We start from the raw sequence: 16,435 nt of genomic DNA on the forward strand, positions 1-16,435 counted from the left end.
TGCTATGCGTTGCCTGGCCTCCGCGGGGGGGGGGGGCACGGCGCGCGCGGGCGTTGCTATTGCGGGCCGGCACGGTGCCAAACCCGGCGGCGCCCCGGGGGGCGCCCCCCGCCCCCCGGCGTCCGGCGATGTGAATGAACGGGGTGGATGAGATGGGAAGCAGAACATCAGCGGCTGCCTGCCGGAAGGCCCGCGCTGCACTTCCGGATATCCGGGCTCAAGCTGCCGGGACGGACGACTCCGCCCGGTTCCCGGAGGAGGCTGTCGGGCTCTTGCGGGCGAACGGCCTGATGGGACTTCTCGTACCCGAGGAGTACGGCGGACTGGGAGGAGATCTCGGCGACCTCGTGGCCGTGGCGGGCCTGCTGGCGTCGGGCTGCTCCTCGACGGCGATGATCTGGGCGATGCACTGCCAGCAGGTCGACTGCATCGTGCGCTTCGGCTCGGCGCGGCTGCGGGACGAGCTGCTTCCGCGGCTGGCGTCGGGAGAGGTGTACCTCGCGTCGGTGACCACCGAGCCGGGCAAGGGCGGACACCTGCTCAGCGGGCGAGCCGCCCTGAACGGGGCGGGGGAGCAGCTGGGATTCGAGCGTGAGGCGCCGATCGTCACCGGCGGCGCCCATGCCGAGGGATTCCTGGTGACCATGCGCGAGTCGCCCGACGCCGCCGACCACCGGGTCACCCTGTGCTACGCCGACCGGCACCAGCTTTCCGTGGCCCCCTCGGGCGCCTGGAACACCTTGGGGATGCGGGGTACCGAGAGCCGGGGGATGAAGCTGGCGGGTACGGTGCCTGCCTGGCAGGTCGTGGGGAGTCCGGGCGACTTCAGGACCGTCGCCGTGGAGAGCATGATCCCGGCCGGACACCTGGCGTGGTCCGCAGTGTGGCTCGGCACCGCGCGAAGCGCGCTCTCTGGCGTGCTGGGCATGGTTCGGGCCCGGGGCGCAGGCCGTCTGACCGACCTGGTGGCCGAGCGGATCGCACGGGCCAGGATCGATGTCGAACTCGTCGCCGCCTATCTCGGTACGGTCCGGGACGAGATCCTGGCACGTCGGCGAGAGGGGTCGTCACTGAGCGGGACGGCGACCCAGATCCATCTCAACAATCTCAAAGTCGTCTCCTCGGAACTGACGTTCAGGGCCGCGGATCGCCTGCTCCAGATCGCCGGGCTGTTCGAGGGCTACAGCCGGGATGCCGGAATCCCTCTTGAGCGGAACTTCCGCGATCTTCGGTCGGCGCGCCTGAATTTCAACAACGACCGCCTGCTCACCATGAACGGGGCGCTCGCGCTACTCGATCGCGATGTCACCGTCCTGCCCGCTGACCTGATGTCCGTCATCGACTCGACCGTTGACGACGAGGACGGTCCGCGATGACTTGGCCGGCGGAATTCGAGGAAATTCTCCGTCGGCACCTGCCGATGGCCGACGGACCGGTCTCGGCAGACGAATTGCTGGCGGACCTGGGTCTGGACTCCCTTGCCATGGTGAATCTGGTGATGGATCTGGAGGAAGGGATGGGCATCTCCGTACCGGACGAGCGGCTCGTTTCCGAAACGTTCAAAACGGCAGGTGCGGTCTGGGCGGCCGTCGCCGACCTGCCGGTCAATTCAGATGCGAGCGGAGGGCGCCATCATGCCTGAATCCCTGTTCAAGCGGGAAGCGAATTCGGCTCCGGCCGTGAATGATTCGGCACTCACCGAGTGCCGTGATCAGGTCATCGCCTCGCTGACCCGATACACGGAGCACGGGCCGACCACCGGCACGACCTGCTACGTCTGGCCGTCATCGGAGTGTCCGGTCGGCTGCGGGCACTGCAACTACGCCGCACCGATGTCCCTAAATCGGTTAAGCAGGTACAGCGTCGCCCGGGATCCGGCTCCGGTCCTGAAGCTGATGAACGGCATGGGCTTGTGGAAGGCCGTGCTGTCCGGTGGCGGCGAGCCCATGGTCGAACCGGAGTTCTGCGAGCGGTTCGTCCATGAGGTCGACTCACCCGGCCTTGAGGAGATCGAGCTCATCACCAGCGCGCATTTCGCCGCGGACGAGGACGAGACCGGTCGGCGGGTGCGCAGCCTGGTGGACGCATGGCGCACCCGGCCCGCGCACCTGGCCAGGGCGAACTTCACCATCCGCATCAGTCTCGACTGGTTCCACGCCCAGCGGATCGGCGTGGAGCCGGCCGCCAGGGTCATCCGCCTGCTCGGTGAGGACGGCCTACGGGACGTCGGCTGCTACGTCAGATCCGTTCTCCTCGACGGTGATTCGACCACCGAGAAGCTCGCGGCGGCGCTCGGCGGGGAGCTCACCGAGATGGACGACTACCAGCGGAAGATTCATCTGCCGGACGGGCGGACAGTCCTCGTCTATTTCAAGAACCTGATCGTCGAAGGCCGGATGAACCAACGGAAGCTGTCCCGGTTGCCGGTCAGCCTCCCCGAGCAGTCCCTGGCCGAGGTGTTCGGCCGGCGGTTCGAGACCGAGCAGGGCAAGAGTGTGCCGGCTCGCACCTACAACGGCCCGCAGGTCCGCCACTTGGAGGGGCTGGCGTGCCTCATCGAGGACGACGGAAGGGTTCGCATCCTGGAAGGAAACGACCCGCACCGATGCCCCAACGTCCGTCAGACGGACGACTGGGAACAGGCCATCGAGTACCTCTACGCCGATCCGCTGACGGTGTACCTGGTCGACAACGGCCCCCAGGACCTGGCGAGGCTCCTGGCCGACGAGTTCCCGGACTCGCTCCGGATGGCCGCCGACACCAACCAGCTCTACCACCTGACCGAGCTCCTTCTGGCCGAACCCGACCGGCGTCTCTACGCGACCCTGCGCGCACTGGAGATCCACCTGGCCGAGGGAAGGGTCACGGCCGATCGCGAGACGGTCGAGCGCGCCTGGGCGTTGTTCTCGGCACGCTCCGAGCAGCGTCCCCCCGGAACCGGGCGGGACTGACATGCGCAACGGAACTCCACCGAACGCCGTCCTGGTCACCGGACCGCCGGGCGCCGGAAAGTCGACGGCGCTGATGGCACTCGACGACCGGCACCCCGATCTGGCCCGCTTCGGCGTGCGTGACTACGGGCTCCGGCTCGCGGCGGCCGGCCACCCGCTCGGCACGCGGATGCGCGAGACCCTGCTGCGTCAGGAACTGCTCCCCGACGAGCTCGTGCGGTTGGAGTTCGCCCACTTCCTCGACCACCTGCCGGCCGCCGTGCGGGTCGTGGCAGTGGAGGGCTACCCCCGCGATCTTCCGCAATGCGACGACCTGCTGCGCACCGCTGCCGACCGGGACGTGCGGGTGACCGGATTCGCCGTCGTGACCGTGCCGGACGGCACGGCACGCACCCGGGTGGCGAACCGCCGTCTCTGTGTGGAGTGCGGAGCGACGACGGACGACCCCGCCTGCCCTGGCTGCGGCGGCGGCGTGATGCGTCGCCGAGACGACGCCGCAGCCAGTTTCGAACGGCGTCTGGCCGACTACCACCGCATCATCGGCGACCTGCGCGCCTATTTCGCCGAGCGATCGCTCCTGCGCGAGGTCGATGGAACGCGCCCGTCGGACGAGGTCCGTGCCGCGCTGTGGGAATCGCTGGACGCCATGGACGCCGTGGACGCCGACGTGCCCGACTCGACCGATGATCTGACCGATGATCTGGAGGACTGACCGATGGGCTCGGGTACCGACATGATGGCCCTGCGCAGATCCGCGCTGAGTTCGCTGGCGGACCAACCGCCCGACCAGCCGCCCGACCAGCCGCCGCTGGAGCGCCGGGCGCCGTTCGCGGGATGGGAGATCGTCCTGGGCGAGGACCTCCCCGCTCCGGTCCATCCGGAGGCGGTCGGCGCGGAGCTCGCGTCCGCGATCGTGGACCTGCTGTCCAGGAGCGGCGACCCGGCCGGCCCGGGGGCCGCCCTGGTGAGCGGTGTCCCGCGCCACTTCACGCTGGAACAGGCGCGGACCTACCACCAAGCGCTCTTCCGCGCCGTGTGGGAGGTGTTCCGGCGCCGAACAGCCCGCGGAGGCGAGGAGAGCGACTTCCGGATCAAGGTCGGTACCATCTCGGACGGTGCCATCCCGATCGAGCTCTACGGCACCAGCTGGAGCTTCAAGCGCTTCCACACCGACTGCGATGCGCTGCTCTTCTCGCACCTGTACGGTCCGGTCACCGGCTTCACCGGTGGTGAGCTGCAACTCATCGACATGCGGCCGTACCTGCGTCAGCGTTCGCTGCGCTTCGACGACGTCTTCGAGTGGTCCGACGAACTCACCGACGGCCGCAAGCCCGTGCTGCGGGCCGACCACTGCGAGTCGGCGTTGGCCGAGTGCGGAACGACCGTCGGGGCGCTGGGGCCCGATCGGATCGTCTTCGTGAACAACCTGCCGACCGCCGGAGTCCTCCACGGGGTGACGCCGGTGGCGATGACGGATCCGGAGGGCTTCCACCGGGAGTACCACCGATGCAGCGTAAAGGACCTCCGACTGTGCTGAGCAGCTTTCCCGGGCGGCGGACCGCCATCATCGCGACACTCGGCCCGGTCAGCGGGACGCGGCCCTGCCTGGAGAACGTCCTGCGGGCCGGTGTGGACGTCGTCCGTCTGAGCATGGGCAACGGCACCCGCGAGCAGCATGCGACCGCCGTGCGCGACATCCGCGAGGTGTCGGCCGACATCGGCCGGCGGGTCCTTCTGCTCGCCGACCTCCAGGGGAGGAAGAACCGGCTCGGGGCGCTCCCGGACGGCCAGGCGCAGTGGCAACCGGGCGAGGTCGTCACGCTGTGTGCCAAGCCGGTCGAGGCGGCGTCCCATCGCACCTGGACCACGCATCCGTGGCAGCCGGAGCGGCTCCGCCCTGGCGCCGAGGTGCTGATCGACGACGGTGCGATCGTCCTGGTCGTGACGGCGGCATCCGCGTCCGAGCTGCGGTGTACGGTCGTCCAGGGCGGTCCGGTGACGTCGGGCCGCGGCGTCACGATCCCGGGGGCGACCACCGTCCCCGCCGGGCTCTGCGAACGGGACGCCGACGACCTGGAGTTCGCCCGAGCACTTGGCGTCGACCTGGTGGCGCTCTCCTTCGCCGCCTCCGCCGACGACTACGCGGCGGTCCACGCGATCGCGCCCGACCAGCTGGTCATCGGCAAGGTCGAGCACCCTGACGCCCTGGCTTCGCTGCCGTCACTGGCCTCGGCCTTCGACGGTCTGATGGTGGCGCGCGGAGATCTGGCCGTCGAGATCCCGTTCGAGGACGTCCCGATGGCACAGAAGCGGATCGTGGCGGAGTGCGCCGGCCGGGGCAGGCTCTCCGTGGTCGCCACCCAGCTCCTGCACTCGATGCGCCGGAGCACCCTGCCCACCCGGGCCGAGGTGTCGGACATCGCCAATGCGGTCATCGACGGGGCCGACGCGCTCATGGTGACCGGCGAGACCGGCTACGGCCTGCATCCGGTACGCGTGGTCGAGGTCCTGCACAGGGTCATCGTTCGAGCCGAGCGCTACCGGGACGAGATCAGCGAGGCATCCGACCGCGCCGTCGCGGGTGGTCGAACCAACCCGGACACGCACGGAGGAGAGCAGTGACCGACAGCCCGATCGACGACTCCCTGGCGCACGGCTGCCTGGAAGACCTGTCCCCGGAGGCGAGGCTGCTGCTGGCGCTCGCCCGTCCGCGGTTGGAGCCGGCGCAGCAGCAACGGATCTTCCGCTTCCTGACGGCCAACGGCCAGGACCTCGACTGGGGGCTGCTGGTCGACCAGGCGTGCCGGCACGGGGTCCTGCCGCTCATCGGGCGCAATCTCCTGACGTACCGCCTGGTCCACTCCGAGGACGGGCGCAGCCTGGCTCCTTACCGCTGGATCTACGCGTACGCCTACGAGGGGAACCGGCGACGCAACCACGCGCTCGCCGACGAGTACGCCAAGGTGATCCGGGGTCTGAACGCCGGCGGTCTCGACTACGCGATCCGCAAGGGACCGGTGCTCACCGAGGGCGTCTACGGCGATGTGGGACTGCGCCGGATGGGCGATCTCGACGTGCTGCTGAGCAGGGACTCGCTGCCGGAGTTCACCTCGATCGTCGAAGGGCTGGGCTACCGGCAGGGTCATCTCTCGGGCAACGCCGAGCTGGTGGTGCCCTTCGACCGGCGGACGCAGATGGTGTGGAAGGTCAGCCTGGCCAATTCGACGCTTCCCTACCTCAAGCCGGCCCAACGTGACGACGTCGAGGTGTTCGTGCTGGATCCGTGCTTCAACGTGTTCCAGCCCGGTTCCGGGGCGGTGGTCGATCCCGCCGAGATCCTGGCCCGCGCGGTCGACGCCGTGCTCTTCGGCGAGGCGAGCCGCAAGCTCGATGCCGTGGACCAGTTCATCGACGTCTGCGTCCAACTGCACGTCGAGGCGACGACGCTGATGTACATCGAGATCGGCAAGGACCTGACGATCCTCAAGTTCCTCGATCTCGTCCAGTTGCTGAACCGGCTGTCCGGCGAACAGCTGGAAACCCTGGTGTCGCGGATCCGGCGGTACGGCTGTGTGGACAGCGTCCGCTACGCGCTGCACTACACCGGGCAGGTGTTCCCCGACGGGGTTCCGCCGGCGCTGACCGCGGAGTTCGGGCCGGCCGATCCGGATCTGCTGGAGACGTACGGCGTACTGGACGGCCGGCCCGACCGCTGGGAACAGGGCTTCGCGGATCGGTTGTTCAACCCCAGGAGGTCGCGCACGCCGAAGGCGCGAAGCACCGTGCCGGGCCCACGGGCCGTGGTGTGACGCGGCTCGGGGACGGGACGGTGCGGGGATGCCGATGACGACGCGCGCTGCGAGGCGACCACCACCGCCGCCGGCCGAGACGCCGCCACCGGTGCCCGGCGGACGGGCCCGAGCCCGCTCGTTGGCCGCCCTCGTCCGGAACGGCTTGCGACCGTACCGACGCGAACTCGTGTCCCTGATGGCCCTGCAGCTCGTGCAGACGGTCGCCCTGCTCTACCTGCCGAGGCTGAGCGCCGACATCATCGACGACGGCGCGCTCGGTGCCGACCCGGCCTTCGTCCTGCGGCGGGGAGGCCTCATGCTCGTCGTCTCCCTCCTCCAGGTCGGCTGCGCGTTGGGCGCCGTCGGGCTGGGCGCGCGGATCGCGATGGCGGTCGGCCGCGACATCAGGGCGGAGGTCTTCCAGCGGGTGCAGGGCTTCTCCTCCCGTGAGGTCGGCAACTTCGGTACGGCGTCGCTCATCACCCGTACCACCAACGACGTCCAGCAGGTCCAGAACCTGGTGTCGGCGGCACTGACCGGCCTCGTCGCCGCACCGATCACGGCCGTCGGCGGTGTCCTCCTCGCTCTCGGACAGGACGTGCCGATGGCCCTGGCCCTGTTCGCCGTGGTCCCGCTGCTCGGTCTGCCCGTGGCCCTGGTCGTGCGCCGACTGCGGCCGCACTTCGCCGGCATGCAGCGGGGCATGGACGTGGTGAACCGGGTCCTGCGGGAGCAGGTCACCGGAATCCGGGTGATCCGCGCGTTCGCGCGGGACGAGTTCGAGCGGCAGCGGTTCACCCGGGCCAACGCGGAGCTCACCCACCACTCGGTGCGGGCCGGCCTGTTGACGTCCTCGATGTTTCCACTGGCGGCGACGCTGGTGAACCTGTTCGGCGTGGTGCTGCTCTGGCTGGGGGCGTACCGGATCCGGGACGGCGGCCTCCAGGTCGGCGCACTCACCGCCTTCCTCGGGTACTTGACGCTCATCCTGGTCGCCGTGATCACCGCCACCTTCACGCTCATGGCGGTACCACGGGCCGAGATCTGCGCCGCACGCATTGCCGAGGTCCTCACCACCGAGTCCAGTGTCCGGCCGGCCGGGCAGCCCCTCCACGCCCAGCCGCGGCCGGGACACCTTGAGCTGCGCGGCGTCTCCTTCCGCTACGCGGGCGCCCAGGAGGCCGTTCTGCGCGACGTGGACCTCACCGCGGCGCCGGGCGAGACGACGGCCGTCGTGGGATCGACCGGCAGCGGGAAGAGCACACTGCTCGGGCTCGTGCCGCGACTCGCCGACGCGACGGCCGGTCAGGTGCGCGTGGGGGGCGAGGACGTACGGGACCTGGACCAGTCGGTGCTGCGTCGTTCGGTCGGTCTCGTACCGCAGAACGCCTCGCTGGTCTCCGGTTCGATCGCTTCGAATCTGCGCTTCGGGCGGCCCGACGCCACGGACGAGGAGCTCTGGAACGCACTCGCGGTCGCGCAGGCGAAGGAGTTCGTCGAGGCGCTGGACGAGGGCCTCGACACACCGGTCGCGCAGGGCGGCACCAACTTCTCCGGTGGGCAGCGACAACGGCTCGCGATCGCCAGGGTGCTGGTGCACCGTCCGCAGATCTATCTGTTCGACGACGCGTTCTCGGCGCTCGACTCCACCACCGAGGCGCGGCTGCGCGCGGCCCTGGCCGTGGAGGCGGCCGGCGCCGCGGTCGTCGTGGTGGCACAGCGGGTGGCAACGGTGCGGCACGCGGACCGCATCGTCGTCCTGGATGCCGGGGCGGTGGTCGGTACCGGGACTCACGACGCGTTGCTGGCCTCGAATCCGGTGTACCGCGAGATCGTCGCATCCCAGCTGGACGAGGAGCAGACGACGTGAGCGCCGGACGGTCGAAGAAGGCCCGGACCGCGTCGGGTACGCCCACGGGCCCGCCGCGGGGCGAATTCCTGGCCACCGCGCGTCGGTTGCTGGAACTGGTGGGCCTGCAAAGGCCGTTCGTGCTGATGCTCGTCCTCGGGCTCGCGAGCATCACGCTGAACGTGGCCGGACCCCTGCTGTTGGGGCGCGCCACCGACCTGATCGTGGCGATGGCAACGGCGCCGCGGCCGTCGGGCTCCGGCCCGGGGCAGGGCGGCGGCGGCCTCGCCCCCGTGGCCGGGGTCCTCTCGCTCGCACTCGGTGTGTACGGCCTCTCCGGGCTCTGCTGGGTACTGCAGGGCCGACAGGCGACCAAGGCCATCCAGCGTTCCGCCTACCGGCTCCGTTCGGACGCCGAGGCGAAGTTGGCCCGGCTTCCGCTCGCCTACTTCGACACGCACCGGCGCGGCGAGGTCCTCAGCCGGATCACGCACGACGTCGACAACATCGTCCAGACCCTGCAGCAGACCCTCAGCCAGCTGACCAATTCGGTGCTGCTGATCCTGGGCCTGGTGGTGGTGATGCTCCGGCTGTCCCCACTGCTCGCGGTGATCGCCCTCATGGTGGTGCCGGCGGCGATGACGGCCACCGCGCTGCTCGGCCGACGGGCGCAACCCCGCCTCACCGAGCAGTGGAACGCGATGGGCCGGCTGAACGCCCACGTCGAGGAGATGTACGCCAGCCACACCCTGGTCAAGGCGTTCGACCAGGGCGAGCGATCGGCGGCAGTCTTCCGGGAGCACAACGAGGCCGTGTTCAGATCCGCCTACCAGGCACAGCTGTTCAGCGGAAGCAGCCAGCCGGTGATGACCTTCGTCAACAACCTGGGCTATGTCGTGGTCGCCGTGGTCGGCTGCCTGCGGGTGATCTCCGGAACGATGTCGATCGGCGACGTCCAGGCGTTCATCCAGTACGCGCGGCAGCTCAGCGGACCACTGACCCAGGTGACCAGTCTCGCCGGGGTGGTGCAGTCGGGCGTCGTCTCGGCCGGCCGGGTCTTCGAGCTGCTGGACGCCGTCGAGGAGACGCCGGACGCCGTCGAACGAGGGCAAGTCGTGGGTCGGGGGCTGATCCGCTTCGAGTCGGTCGGCTTCAGGTACGAGCCGAAGAGCCCGCTGATCGAGGACTTCTCGCTGACGGTCGAGCCCGGGAGGACGATCGCCGTGGTCGGGCCCACGGGCGCCGGCAAGACGACCCTGGTCAACCTGCTGCTGCGCTTCTACGACGTCACCGGAGGGCGGATCACGCTCAACGGAGTCGACCTCAGGGAGCTGCAGCGCGCCACTCTGCGGCGTCACATCGGCGCGGTGCTCCAGGACACCTGGCTCTTCGAAGGATCGATCGCGGACAACATCGGGTACGGCCGGGAGGGCGCCACCCGGGAGCAGATAGAGCTGGCTGCCAGGTCCGCCCACGCGGACCACTTCATCCGCACGCTGCCGGACGGGTACGACACCGTACTCGACGGCGAGAACGCCGGGATCAGCGCGGGGGAGAGCCAGTTGATCACCATCGCCCGGGCGTTCCTGGCCGACCCGGCGATCCTGGTGCTCGACGAGGCCACGAGCGCGGTGGACACGCGGACCGAGCTGCTGGTCCGACGGGCCATGGCGCGGCTGAGCGAGGGGCGCACCTGCTTCGTGATCGCCCACCGGCTGTCCACGGTGCGCGACGCGGACGCCATTCTCGTCCTGCAGAACGGCTCGATCGTGGAACAGGGACGGCACCCGGAGCTGCTCGCCGCCGGTGGCGCGTACGCCCGTCTGTACCGGGCGCAGTTCGCCCAGCCGGGTGCGGACCTTCCCCGGTAGGGCGGGTCCGGTGGATCGTGGCGGACCCGCAGAGATCTACCGGACCCGCAGGAATCCACCGGACGAGCCCTGGCCCTGGACCAAGGACATGACGCGACAGCCGGTCGCCGGTCGCTCCCGGCCCGCGCCGCACCCGCGTTGAACGGAGGAGGACATCCATGGAGCACCCCGTCGACACCGGCGTCCCAGCGGGCCGGTCTCGAAGCGCCGGACTGCACCGGCTGCCGATGCTCGCCGACGAGGCGCCGTCGGCGGTCCGCCGTGCTCTGAGGGGGACCGAGCGCGCGGGCCGGGGCGGGGAAACGAGGACCGTCTGGGCCCGCGTCAGTGAGCTGGCGGCCGAGGACGCAGGCCGCGTCGCCGTGGTGGCGGATTCGGAGGAGATCACCTACCACCACCTGTGCGTCCGGGTCCGTCAGATCCGTGCAGCCCTCCTCGGCGAAGGGTGCGGCTCCGCCGACCGGATCGCCGTCGCCGGCCCCCGGGGCGCGGACACCGTCGCCGTGTTCCTGGCCGTCGAGAGCCTGGGTGCGACGTACGTGCCGATCGATCCCGGGTGGCCCGAGGCCCGGCTGGCGGAGGTGCTGGAGAACGCCCGGCCCCGATGCCTGTTCCTGCTCGACGCCCTGTCGGGGGCGGCCGGGAGTCCGCTCCGCGCGGCGGCGGCCGAGGCCTCCATCGCGGTGCTGACGCCACCGGGGTCCACAGCCGAGGCGCCGTTGTTCGCGCCGTCGTTCGCGCTGTCGACCGAACCGCCGGACGACGAGGCGCGCTATGTCATCCACACCTCCGGAACCACCGGCCGGCCGAAGGGGGCGGTGGTGGAGCAGCTCGGGATGATGAACCACCTCCGGTCGATGGTCGGCGCGCTGCGGCTGACAGCAGCGGACCGGGTCGCCTTCACCGCGCCGCCGGTCCACGTCATCTCCGTCTGGCAGATGCTCGCCGTCCTGCTCGTGGGCGGGTCCGTCGTGGTGGTTCCCGAGGCGGACCTCCGGTTCGCCCGCCGCCTCGTGGGCTACGCCGAGAGCCGGGGGATCACCGTGATGGAGCTGGTCCCCACCGTGGTCGGCTGGATCGTGCGGGACGCGCAGGCGGCCCGCCGCTCCGGCCCGACCCTGCCCGACCTGCGATGCCTCGTCTCGACGGGTGAGCGGCTCGACCCCGGGCTGGCGGCGGCGCTCCTACGAGCGCTTCCGCGGACCGACCTCCTCAACGCCTACGGGGCGAGCGAGTGCTCCGACGACGTCGCGCTCCACCACGTGAGGCCGGCGGACCTGGCCCTGCCGCAGCTTCCGGCCGGTGGCCCCCTACCCGGCATAGCCCTCTATCTGCTGGTCAGGGAAGACGGCGGATGGAGGGCGGCAAAGCCCGGCGAAGCAGGAGAGCTGTGGGTGGGCGGGTGCGCTGTGGGGGCGGGCTACGTCAACGACCCGGAGCTCACCGGTGCATCGTTCTTCGTCGACGAGTTCGACCCCCGCTCACCCACCGGCAGGCTCTACCGCACGGGGGACACGGCCTACTTCGCCGATGGGCTGGTCCACTGCACCGGGCGCGCCGACCGGCAGGTCAAGCTCGCCGGCGTCCGCGTCGAGCTGGACGAGGTGGAGGCCGCCGTCTCCGGAATACCCGGTGTGACGGAGTGCGCGGTGGTCGCGGAGGGCGCCGGAAGCGAGGCACGGCTCGTCGCCTATTACGCGGCGGAGCCGGGGACGCTTCAGGACGACCTGTTCGCATCGCTGCGGTCGAGCCTGCCGAATCCGATGCTTCCGCGGCGCTGGGTGCGGCTGCCGGGCCTCCCCCGGAACGGGAACGGCAAGGTCGACTACCGCTCGCTCCACCAGCCGTCCGGGTAGCGGGGGCGCAAGCGTGCGGCCACCAGGTCGTGACACCACCGTGAGCCCGCTCACCGGCAGGCCTCGCCCGTGGTGGTGCCGGAGAGGGATTCGGGCCAGTGGTTGGTCCGGCTCAGGTCGCAGATGCGGTCGGCGGTCCGGTCCGCGTCCGTGGGCCACAGCCGTGCCCCGTCGCTGGCGGCGGTGAGGAGCGTGCTCTGGTCGGGGCTGAAGGCGGCCGTGTGCACGGCTCTGGTGTGACCGACGAGCAGCGCCGTGACCTGCCGTGATGCCACGTCCCACAGGCACACCGTGCCGCTGGCGTCCGTGCTGGCCAGCGTGCGGCCGTCGGCGCTGAAGGCGACGGAGAAGACGGTGTTGACGTGCCCGGTGAGGGTGGCGACCGCCCGGCGCTGCGCCACGTCCCACAGGCGCACGGTGGCGTCGGAGCTGCCGGTGGCCAGGGTGCGGCCGTCGGGGGAGAAGGCCAGGGAGGCGATGGCGTTGGTGTTCTCGGACAGCACGGCGAGGGTGCGGTGCGTGGCCAGGTCCCACAGGCGCACCGTCCCGTCGTACCCGGCGGTGGCCAGCGTGCGGCCGTCGGGGGAGAAGACGGCCTTGGCGACCAGGCTGGTGTGCCCCTGGAGGACCGCTGTCGTCTGGTGGGTCGCCACGTCCCACAGGCGCACGGTCGTGTCGAGGCTGCTGGTGGCCAGGGTGCGGCCGTCGGGGGAGAAGGCGACGCTCGACACCTGGTCGGTGTGGCCTTCGAGGGTGGCCACCGGGCGGCCTGACGCGGCGTCCCACAGGCGTGCCGTGCGGTCGGAGCTCGCGGCGGCCAGCAGGAGGCCGTCCGGGGAGAACGCCAGGTGCATGATGCCCTGGCCGTGCGCCGCGAAGGTCACGGCGGGGCGCAGCGGAGCGGTGGTCCACGTGGTGACGGAGCCGTCGGTGTGGCCGATGGCGAGGGTCCGGCCGTCGGGGGCGTAGGTGGCGACGGTCGCGAGGGTGTCCAGGTCGTTCGTCGCGCTGAAGGTGGCGGCGATCTGGCGGCTCCTGAGGTCCCACGTGTGGACGATGTTGTCTGTGGCGGTGGTGGCCAGCTCGTTGCCGTCGGGGGAGAGCGCCAGCGCGGGGGCGGATGTGTTGGTCTCGTGGAGGGTGGCGGTCAGCCGGCGCTCGGCCACGTCCCACAGGGCGACCGTGTTGTCCTGGCCGATCGTGGTCAGGGTGCGGCCGTCGGCGGTGAACGCGGCCTGGCTCACCTCCTGCGTGTGCCCGTCGAGGACGGCCGTGGTGTCGTGCGACGCCACGTCCCACAGCCGCACGGCGCGGTCGGCGCCGGCGCTGGCCAGGGTGCGGCCGTCGGGGCTGAAGGCGACCGTGCCGACGGCGCCGGTGTGGCCGGTCAGGGTGGCGAGCTCGCGGTGGGTGGTGGTGTCCCACAGCTTCACGGTGTGGTCGGCGCCGCTGGTGGCCAGGGCGCGGCCGTCGGGCGCGTACGCCACCGCCCGTACGGCACCGGTGTGACCGGTGAGCGTCGTGAGGGCGCGCTGGGACGCCACGTCCCACAGCCGGGCGGTCTGGTCGTACCCGGCGGTGGCCAGGGTGCGGCCGTCGGGCGAGAACGCCGCCGAGGAGACGGCGCCGGTGTGGCCGGTGAGGATGCCCGTCGTGCGGTCGGAGGCGACGTCCCACAGCCGTACGGTGCGGTCGGCGCCGGCGCTGGCCAGGGTGCGGCCGTCGGGGCTGAAGGCGACGGTGTTGACGATGCCGGTGTGGCCGGTCAGGGTGGCGAGCATGCGGTGCGTGGTGGTGTCCCACAGCTTCACGGTGTGGTCGGCGCTGCCGGTGGCCAGGGTGCGGCCGTCGGGCGCGTACGCCACCGCCGTCACGGTGCCGGTGTGACCGGTGAACTGGTTGGAGGAGTAGGCGGCGTAGGCGCTCAGCAGGCTGCCGCGGGCCTCGGTGGTGCGGGCCGTCCGGTAGCCCTCCAGCGCGACCAGCGCCGCGGCCTCGGGCTGCGTTTCGAGGAGTTGCCTGGATTGGGCGGCCCGTTCGCGGGAGACCGCGACGCGGCGCTGCGCGTCGGACTGCTCCCTCTGGACGAACGCGGTCACCGCCAGCACCAGGGAGAGCACGGTCAGGACGGCCAGCGCCACGACCGTCCGGCGCCGGCGGCGGCCACGCTGGCCGTCCGCCGCGGTGCTGGCGTCCAGGAAGGCGGACTCCAGCCGGTTGAGCGCCGCGCCGCGGGTCCGGGACCAGCCCCAGGCGGTGGCGAGCTGCGCTCCCCGGTACAACGCGCCCGGGTCGCGCTGGAGTTCGTGCCAGGTCAGGGCGGCCTGGGTGAGCCGGCGGTGTGTCCGCAGGGCCTCGCGGTCGACGTCGAGCCAGTGGCGCAGCCGCGGCCAGGCGCGGATGACCGCTTCGTGGGCGACGTCGACGGTGCCGTCGGCCAGGACGATCAGGCGGGCGGCGGCGAGCCGGTGCAGGAGGTCGTCGACGGTCGCGGCGTCGGCGAGGCCGTCGAGTTCCTTCCGGGCCAGGCGGCGGCGGGTGTCCTCGGTGCCCTCGCCCGGGGCGGTGAGCCGGAGGAACAGCAGCCGCATGGCCTCCTGGTGGCCCGGCGGGAGAGCGGCGTACATGGCCTCGGCGGTCTGGGTGATGGCTCCCCGCATGCCGCCGGTGGCCCGGTAGTCGGCCAGCCGCAGGACGGCCCCGCGGTGCCTGGTCCAGGTCTCGCGCATCGCGTGGGCCACCAGCGGCAGGGCGCCGGGCTGGCCGGTGGCCTCCGCGAGGACGGCCTCCAGCAGGTCGGGGTCCACCACGACGCCCGCTCGGGCCGCGGGTTCGACGACGATGTCCCGCAGCTCGGCCCGGGTGGGTGCGCCGACCGGCAGTTGGGCGCCGGAGCGGAGGGCGGCGGCCAGGGCGGGGTGGGCGAGGCAGCGGTCGTAGAAGTCGGCGCGCACGCTGATGACGACCCGTACCCGGGCCTCGGCCGCGCCTACTCCGGCTGATCCGGCCCCGGCCGTCCCGTCGACGGCCGTGCGGTCGCCGGCCGTCCAGGCCAGGCAGGCCAGGACCGCCTCCCGCTCCCCGGCGTCCGCGCAGGTGGTGAAGAGCTCCTCGAACTGGTCGACGACGAGGACGACGCGCCGGTCGGCGGGCTGCGTGACCAGCCAGGTGTCCAGCGCGATCCCCAGGGCCGCGGGCTCGTCGGCCAGCGCGCGGGACAGCGCCTCCGCGTCACCGCCCGTCAGGGCGCAGACCGCCAGGGCCAGCGCCCGTAGCGGGTGGTCGCCGGGGACCAGCGGCGCGGTGTGCCAGGACTCGTCGAGCCGGGGGAGCAGCCCGGCCCGCAGCAGCGAGGACTTGCCGCTGCCGGAGGCGCCGACGACCGCCGTCAGCCGGTGGTCACCCACGTGCCGGACCAGGTGGCTCACCAGTTCCGAGCGGCCGAAGAAGATGTCGGCGTCCCCCGTGCCGAACGCGGCCAAGCCCAGGTACGGGCAGGGAGCGGGGTCGCCCCCGTCCGTGCGGTCCTCATCGCCGTCCTGCGCCGTGGCGGACGGCCCTTGGAGGGCACGGGAAGCCGCCAGCCAGCGGGCCTCCCACTCCGCCTTCTCCCCGCCGCACACCCGCGCGTAGGCGAGCACCACGGCCAGCGACGGCAGGCGCTCGCCCTTCGCCGCCTCCGCCAGCGTGCTGGCCGAGTAGTGCGACTCCTTCGCCAGCGCGCGGTAGCTCGGTGCGCCCGACCGGTCCCGCAACTGGCGCAGCTCCCAGGCGAGCCGCTCCACCGGACCGGCCTGCGGATCGACGAACCCCTCCGGTCTGCCCAGTCGGGCCTTGCGCCGTGTCCCGTTCGGCCGCGTGTCCACGTTCACCACCCTTGGCAGGCCCCTCCCGCCCCCTCACATCGTTGTCCGACTTGAATGTCCTGCCCAGAGGGCTCTTTCGGACAATGCGCCGCCGCTGCAGAGTTCTCGGCAACGGGGGGTTCGCCGGAACACCTCGTGGCGTTCGGGGGACGGGCCCGTGGGCGCCGGGTGGACCCCGGGGCGGCGGCCCCCGGGGCCCCGCGGGGGGGGGGGGGGGGCGCGACGCGCCGCCCCCGCGGAGGCGCCGCCGC

11 protein-coding genes are annotated in these 16,435 nt (G+C 71.7%); 10 read left to right on the forward strand and 1 reads right to left on the reverse strand.

The features are described 5' to 3' along the window. Positions 1–152 precede the first annotated feature (152 nt). The 10 genes from ACFV6I_RS04570 to ACFV6I_RS04615 all read left to right on the forward strand — a co-directional run bounded on the left by ACFV6I_RS04570 (position 153) and on the right by ACFV6I_RS04615 (position 12,318). On the forward strand, positions 153–1,376 hold the full coding sequence (locus ACFV6I_RS04570) for an acyl-CoA dehydrogenase family protein (protein WP_380423557.1): 1,224 nt from the start codon (positions 153–155) through the stop codon (positions 1,374–1,376). Then, positions 1,373–1,642, forward strand: a complete 270-nt coding sequence (locus tag ACFV6I_RS04575; RefSeq protein WP_380368502.1) for an acyl carrier protein — start codon at positions 1,373–1,375, stop codon at positions 1,640–1,642. Before ACFV6I_RS04570 ends, ACFV6I_RS04575 begins: the two co-directional genes overlap by 4 nt. 37 nt (positions 1,643–1,679) lie before the next feature. Then, positions 1,680–2,951 (forward strand): hypothetical protein, encoded by a 1,272-nt coding sequence (locus ACFV6I_RS04580; RefSeq protein WP_380423547.1) that lies wholly within the window; start codon positions 1,680–1,682, stop codon positions 2,949–2,951. Position 2,952: 1 nt separating this feature from the next. Continuing rightward, positions 2,953–3,663, forward strand: coding sequence for an adenylate kinase family protein (locus ACFV6I_RS04585; protein WP_380423548.1), 711 nt, complete (start codon positions 2,953–2,955; stop codon positions 3,661–3,663). Between the two features lie 3 nt (positions 3,664–3,666). Then, positions 3,667–4,488, forward strand: a complete 822-nt coding sequence (locus ACFV6I_RS04590; RefSeq protein WP_380423549.1) for a hypothetical protein — start codon at positions 3,667–3,669, stop codon at positions 4,486–4,488. Further along, the gene (pyk, locus tag ACFV6I_RS04595; RefSeq protein ID WP_380423550.1) at positions 4,482–5,573 is read left to right on the forward strand and encodes a pyruvate kinase; all 1,092 of its coding nucleotides are present in this window, start codon (positions 4,482–4,484) and stop codon (positions 5,571–5,573) included. The genes ACFV6I_RS04590 and pyk overlap by 7 nt, the downstream gene beginning before the upstream one ends. Beyond that, the gene (locus ACFV6I_RS04600) at positions 5,570–6,760 is read left to right on the forward strand and encodes a nucleotidyltransferase family protein (RefSeq protein WP_380423551.1); all 1,191 of its coding nucleotides are present in this window, start codon (positions 5,570–5,572) and stop codon (positions 6,758–6,760) included. The genes pyk and ACFV6I_RS04600 overlap by 4 nt, the downstream gene beginning before the upstream one ends. A 178-nt stretch (positions 6,761–6,938) precedes the next feature. Then, positions 6,939–8,612: an ABC transporter ATP-binding protein gene (locus ACFV6I_RS04605; protein ID WP_380423552.1), complete on the forward strand. Its 1,674-nt coding sequence runs from the start codon at positions 6,939–6,941 to the stop codon at positions 8,610–8,612. Continuing rightward, a complete protein-coding gene (locus tag ACFV6I_RS04610) occupies positions 8,609–10,462 on the forward strand; it encodes an ABC transporter ATP-binding protein (protein WP_380423553.1) in 1,854 nt (617 codons plus the stop codon). Before ACFV6I_RS04605 ends, ACFV6I_RS04610 begins: the two co-directional genes overlap by 4 nt. 158 nt (positions 10,463–10,620) lie before the next feature. Then, the gene (locus ACFV6I_RS04615) at positions 10,621–12,318 is read left to right on the forward strand and encodes an amino acid adenylation domain-containing protein (protein WP_380423554.1); all 1,698 of its coding nucleotides are present in this window, start codon (positions 10,621–10,623) and stop codon (positions 12,316–12,318) included. 50 nt (positions 12,319–12,368) lie between these two features. Here the strand turns inward: ACFV6I_RS04615 and ACFV6I_RS04620 are convergent, their stop codons facing one another. After that, positions 12,369–16,184 (reverse strand): cytochrome D1 domain-containing protein, encoded by a 3,816-nt coding sequence (locus ACFV6I_RS04620; protein ID WP_380423555.1) that lies wholly within the window; start codon positions 16,182–16,184, stop codon positions 12,369–12,371. Positions 16,185–16,435 lie beyond the last annotated feature (251 nt).

Origin of the sequence: Kitasatospora sp. NPDC059803, from assembly GCF_042732255.1 — a bacterium.
GTDB lineage: Bacteria > Actinomycetota > Actinomycetes > Streptomycetales > Streptomycetaceae > Kitasatospora.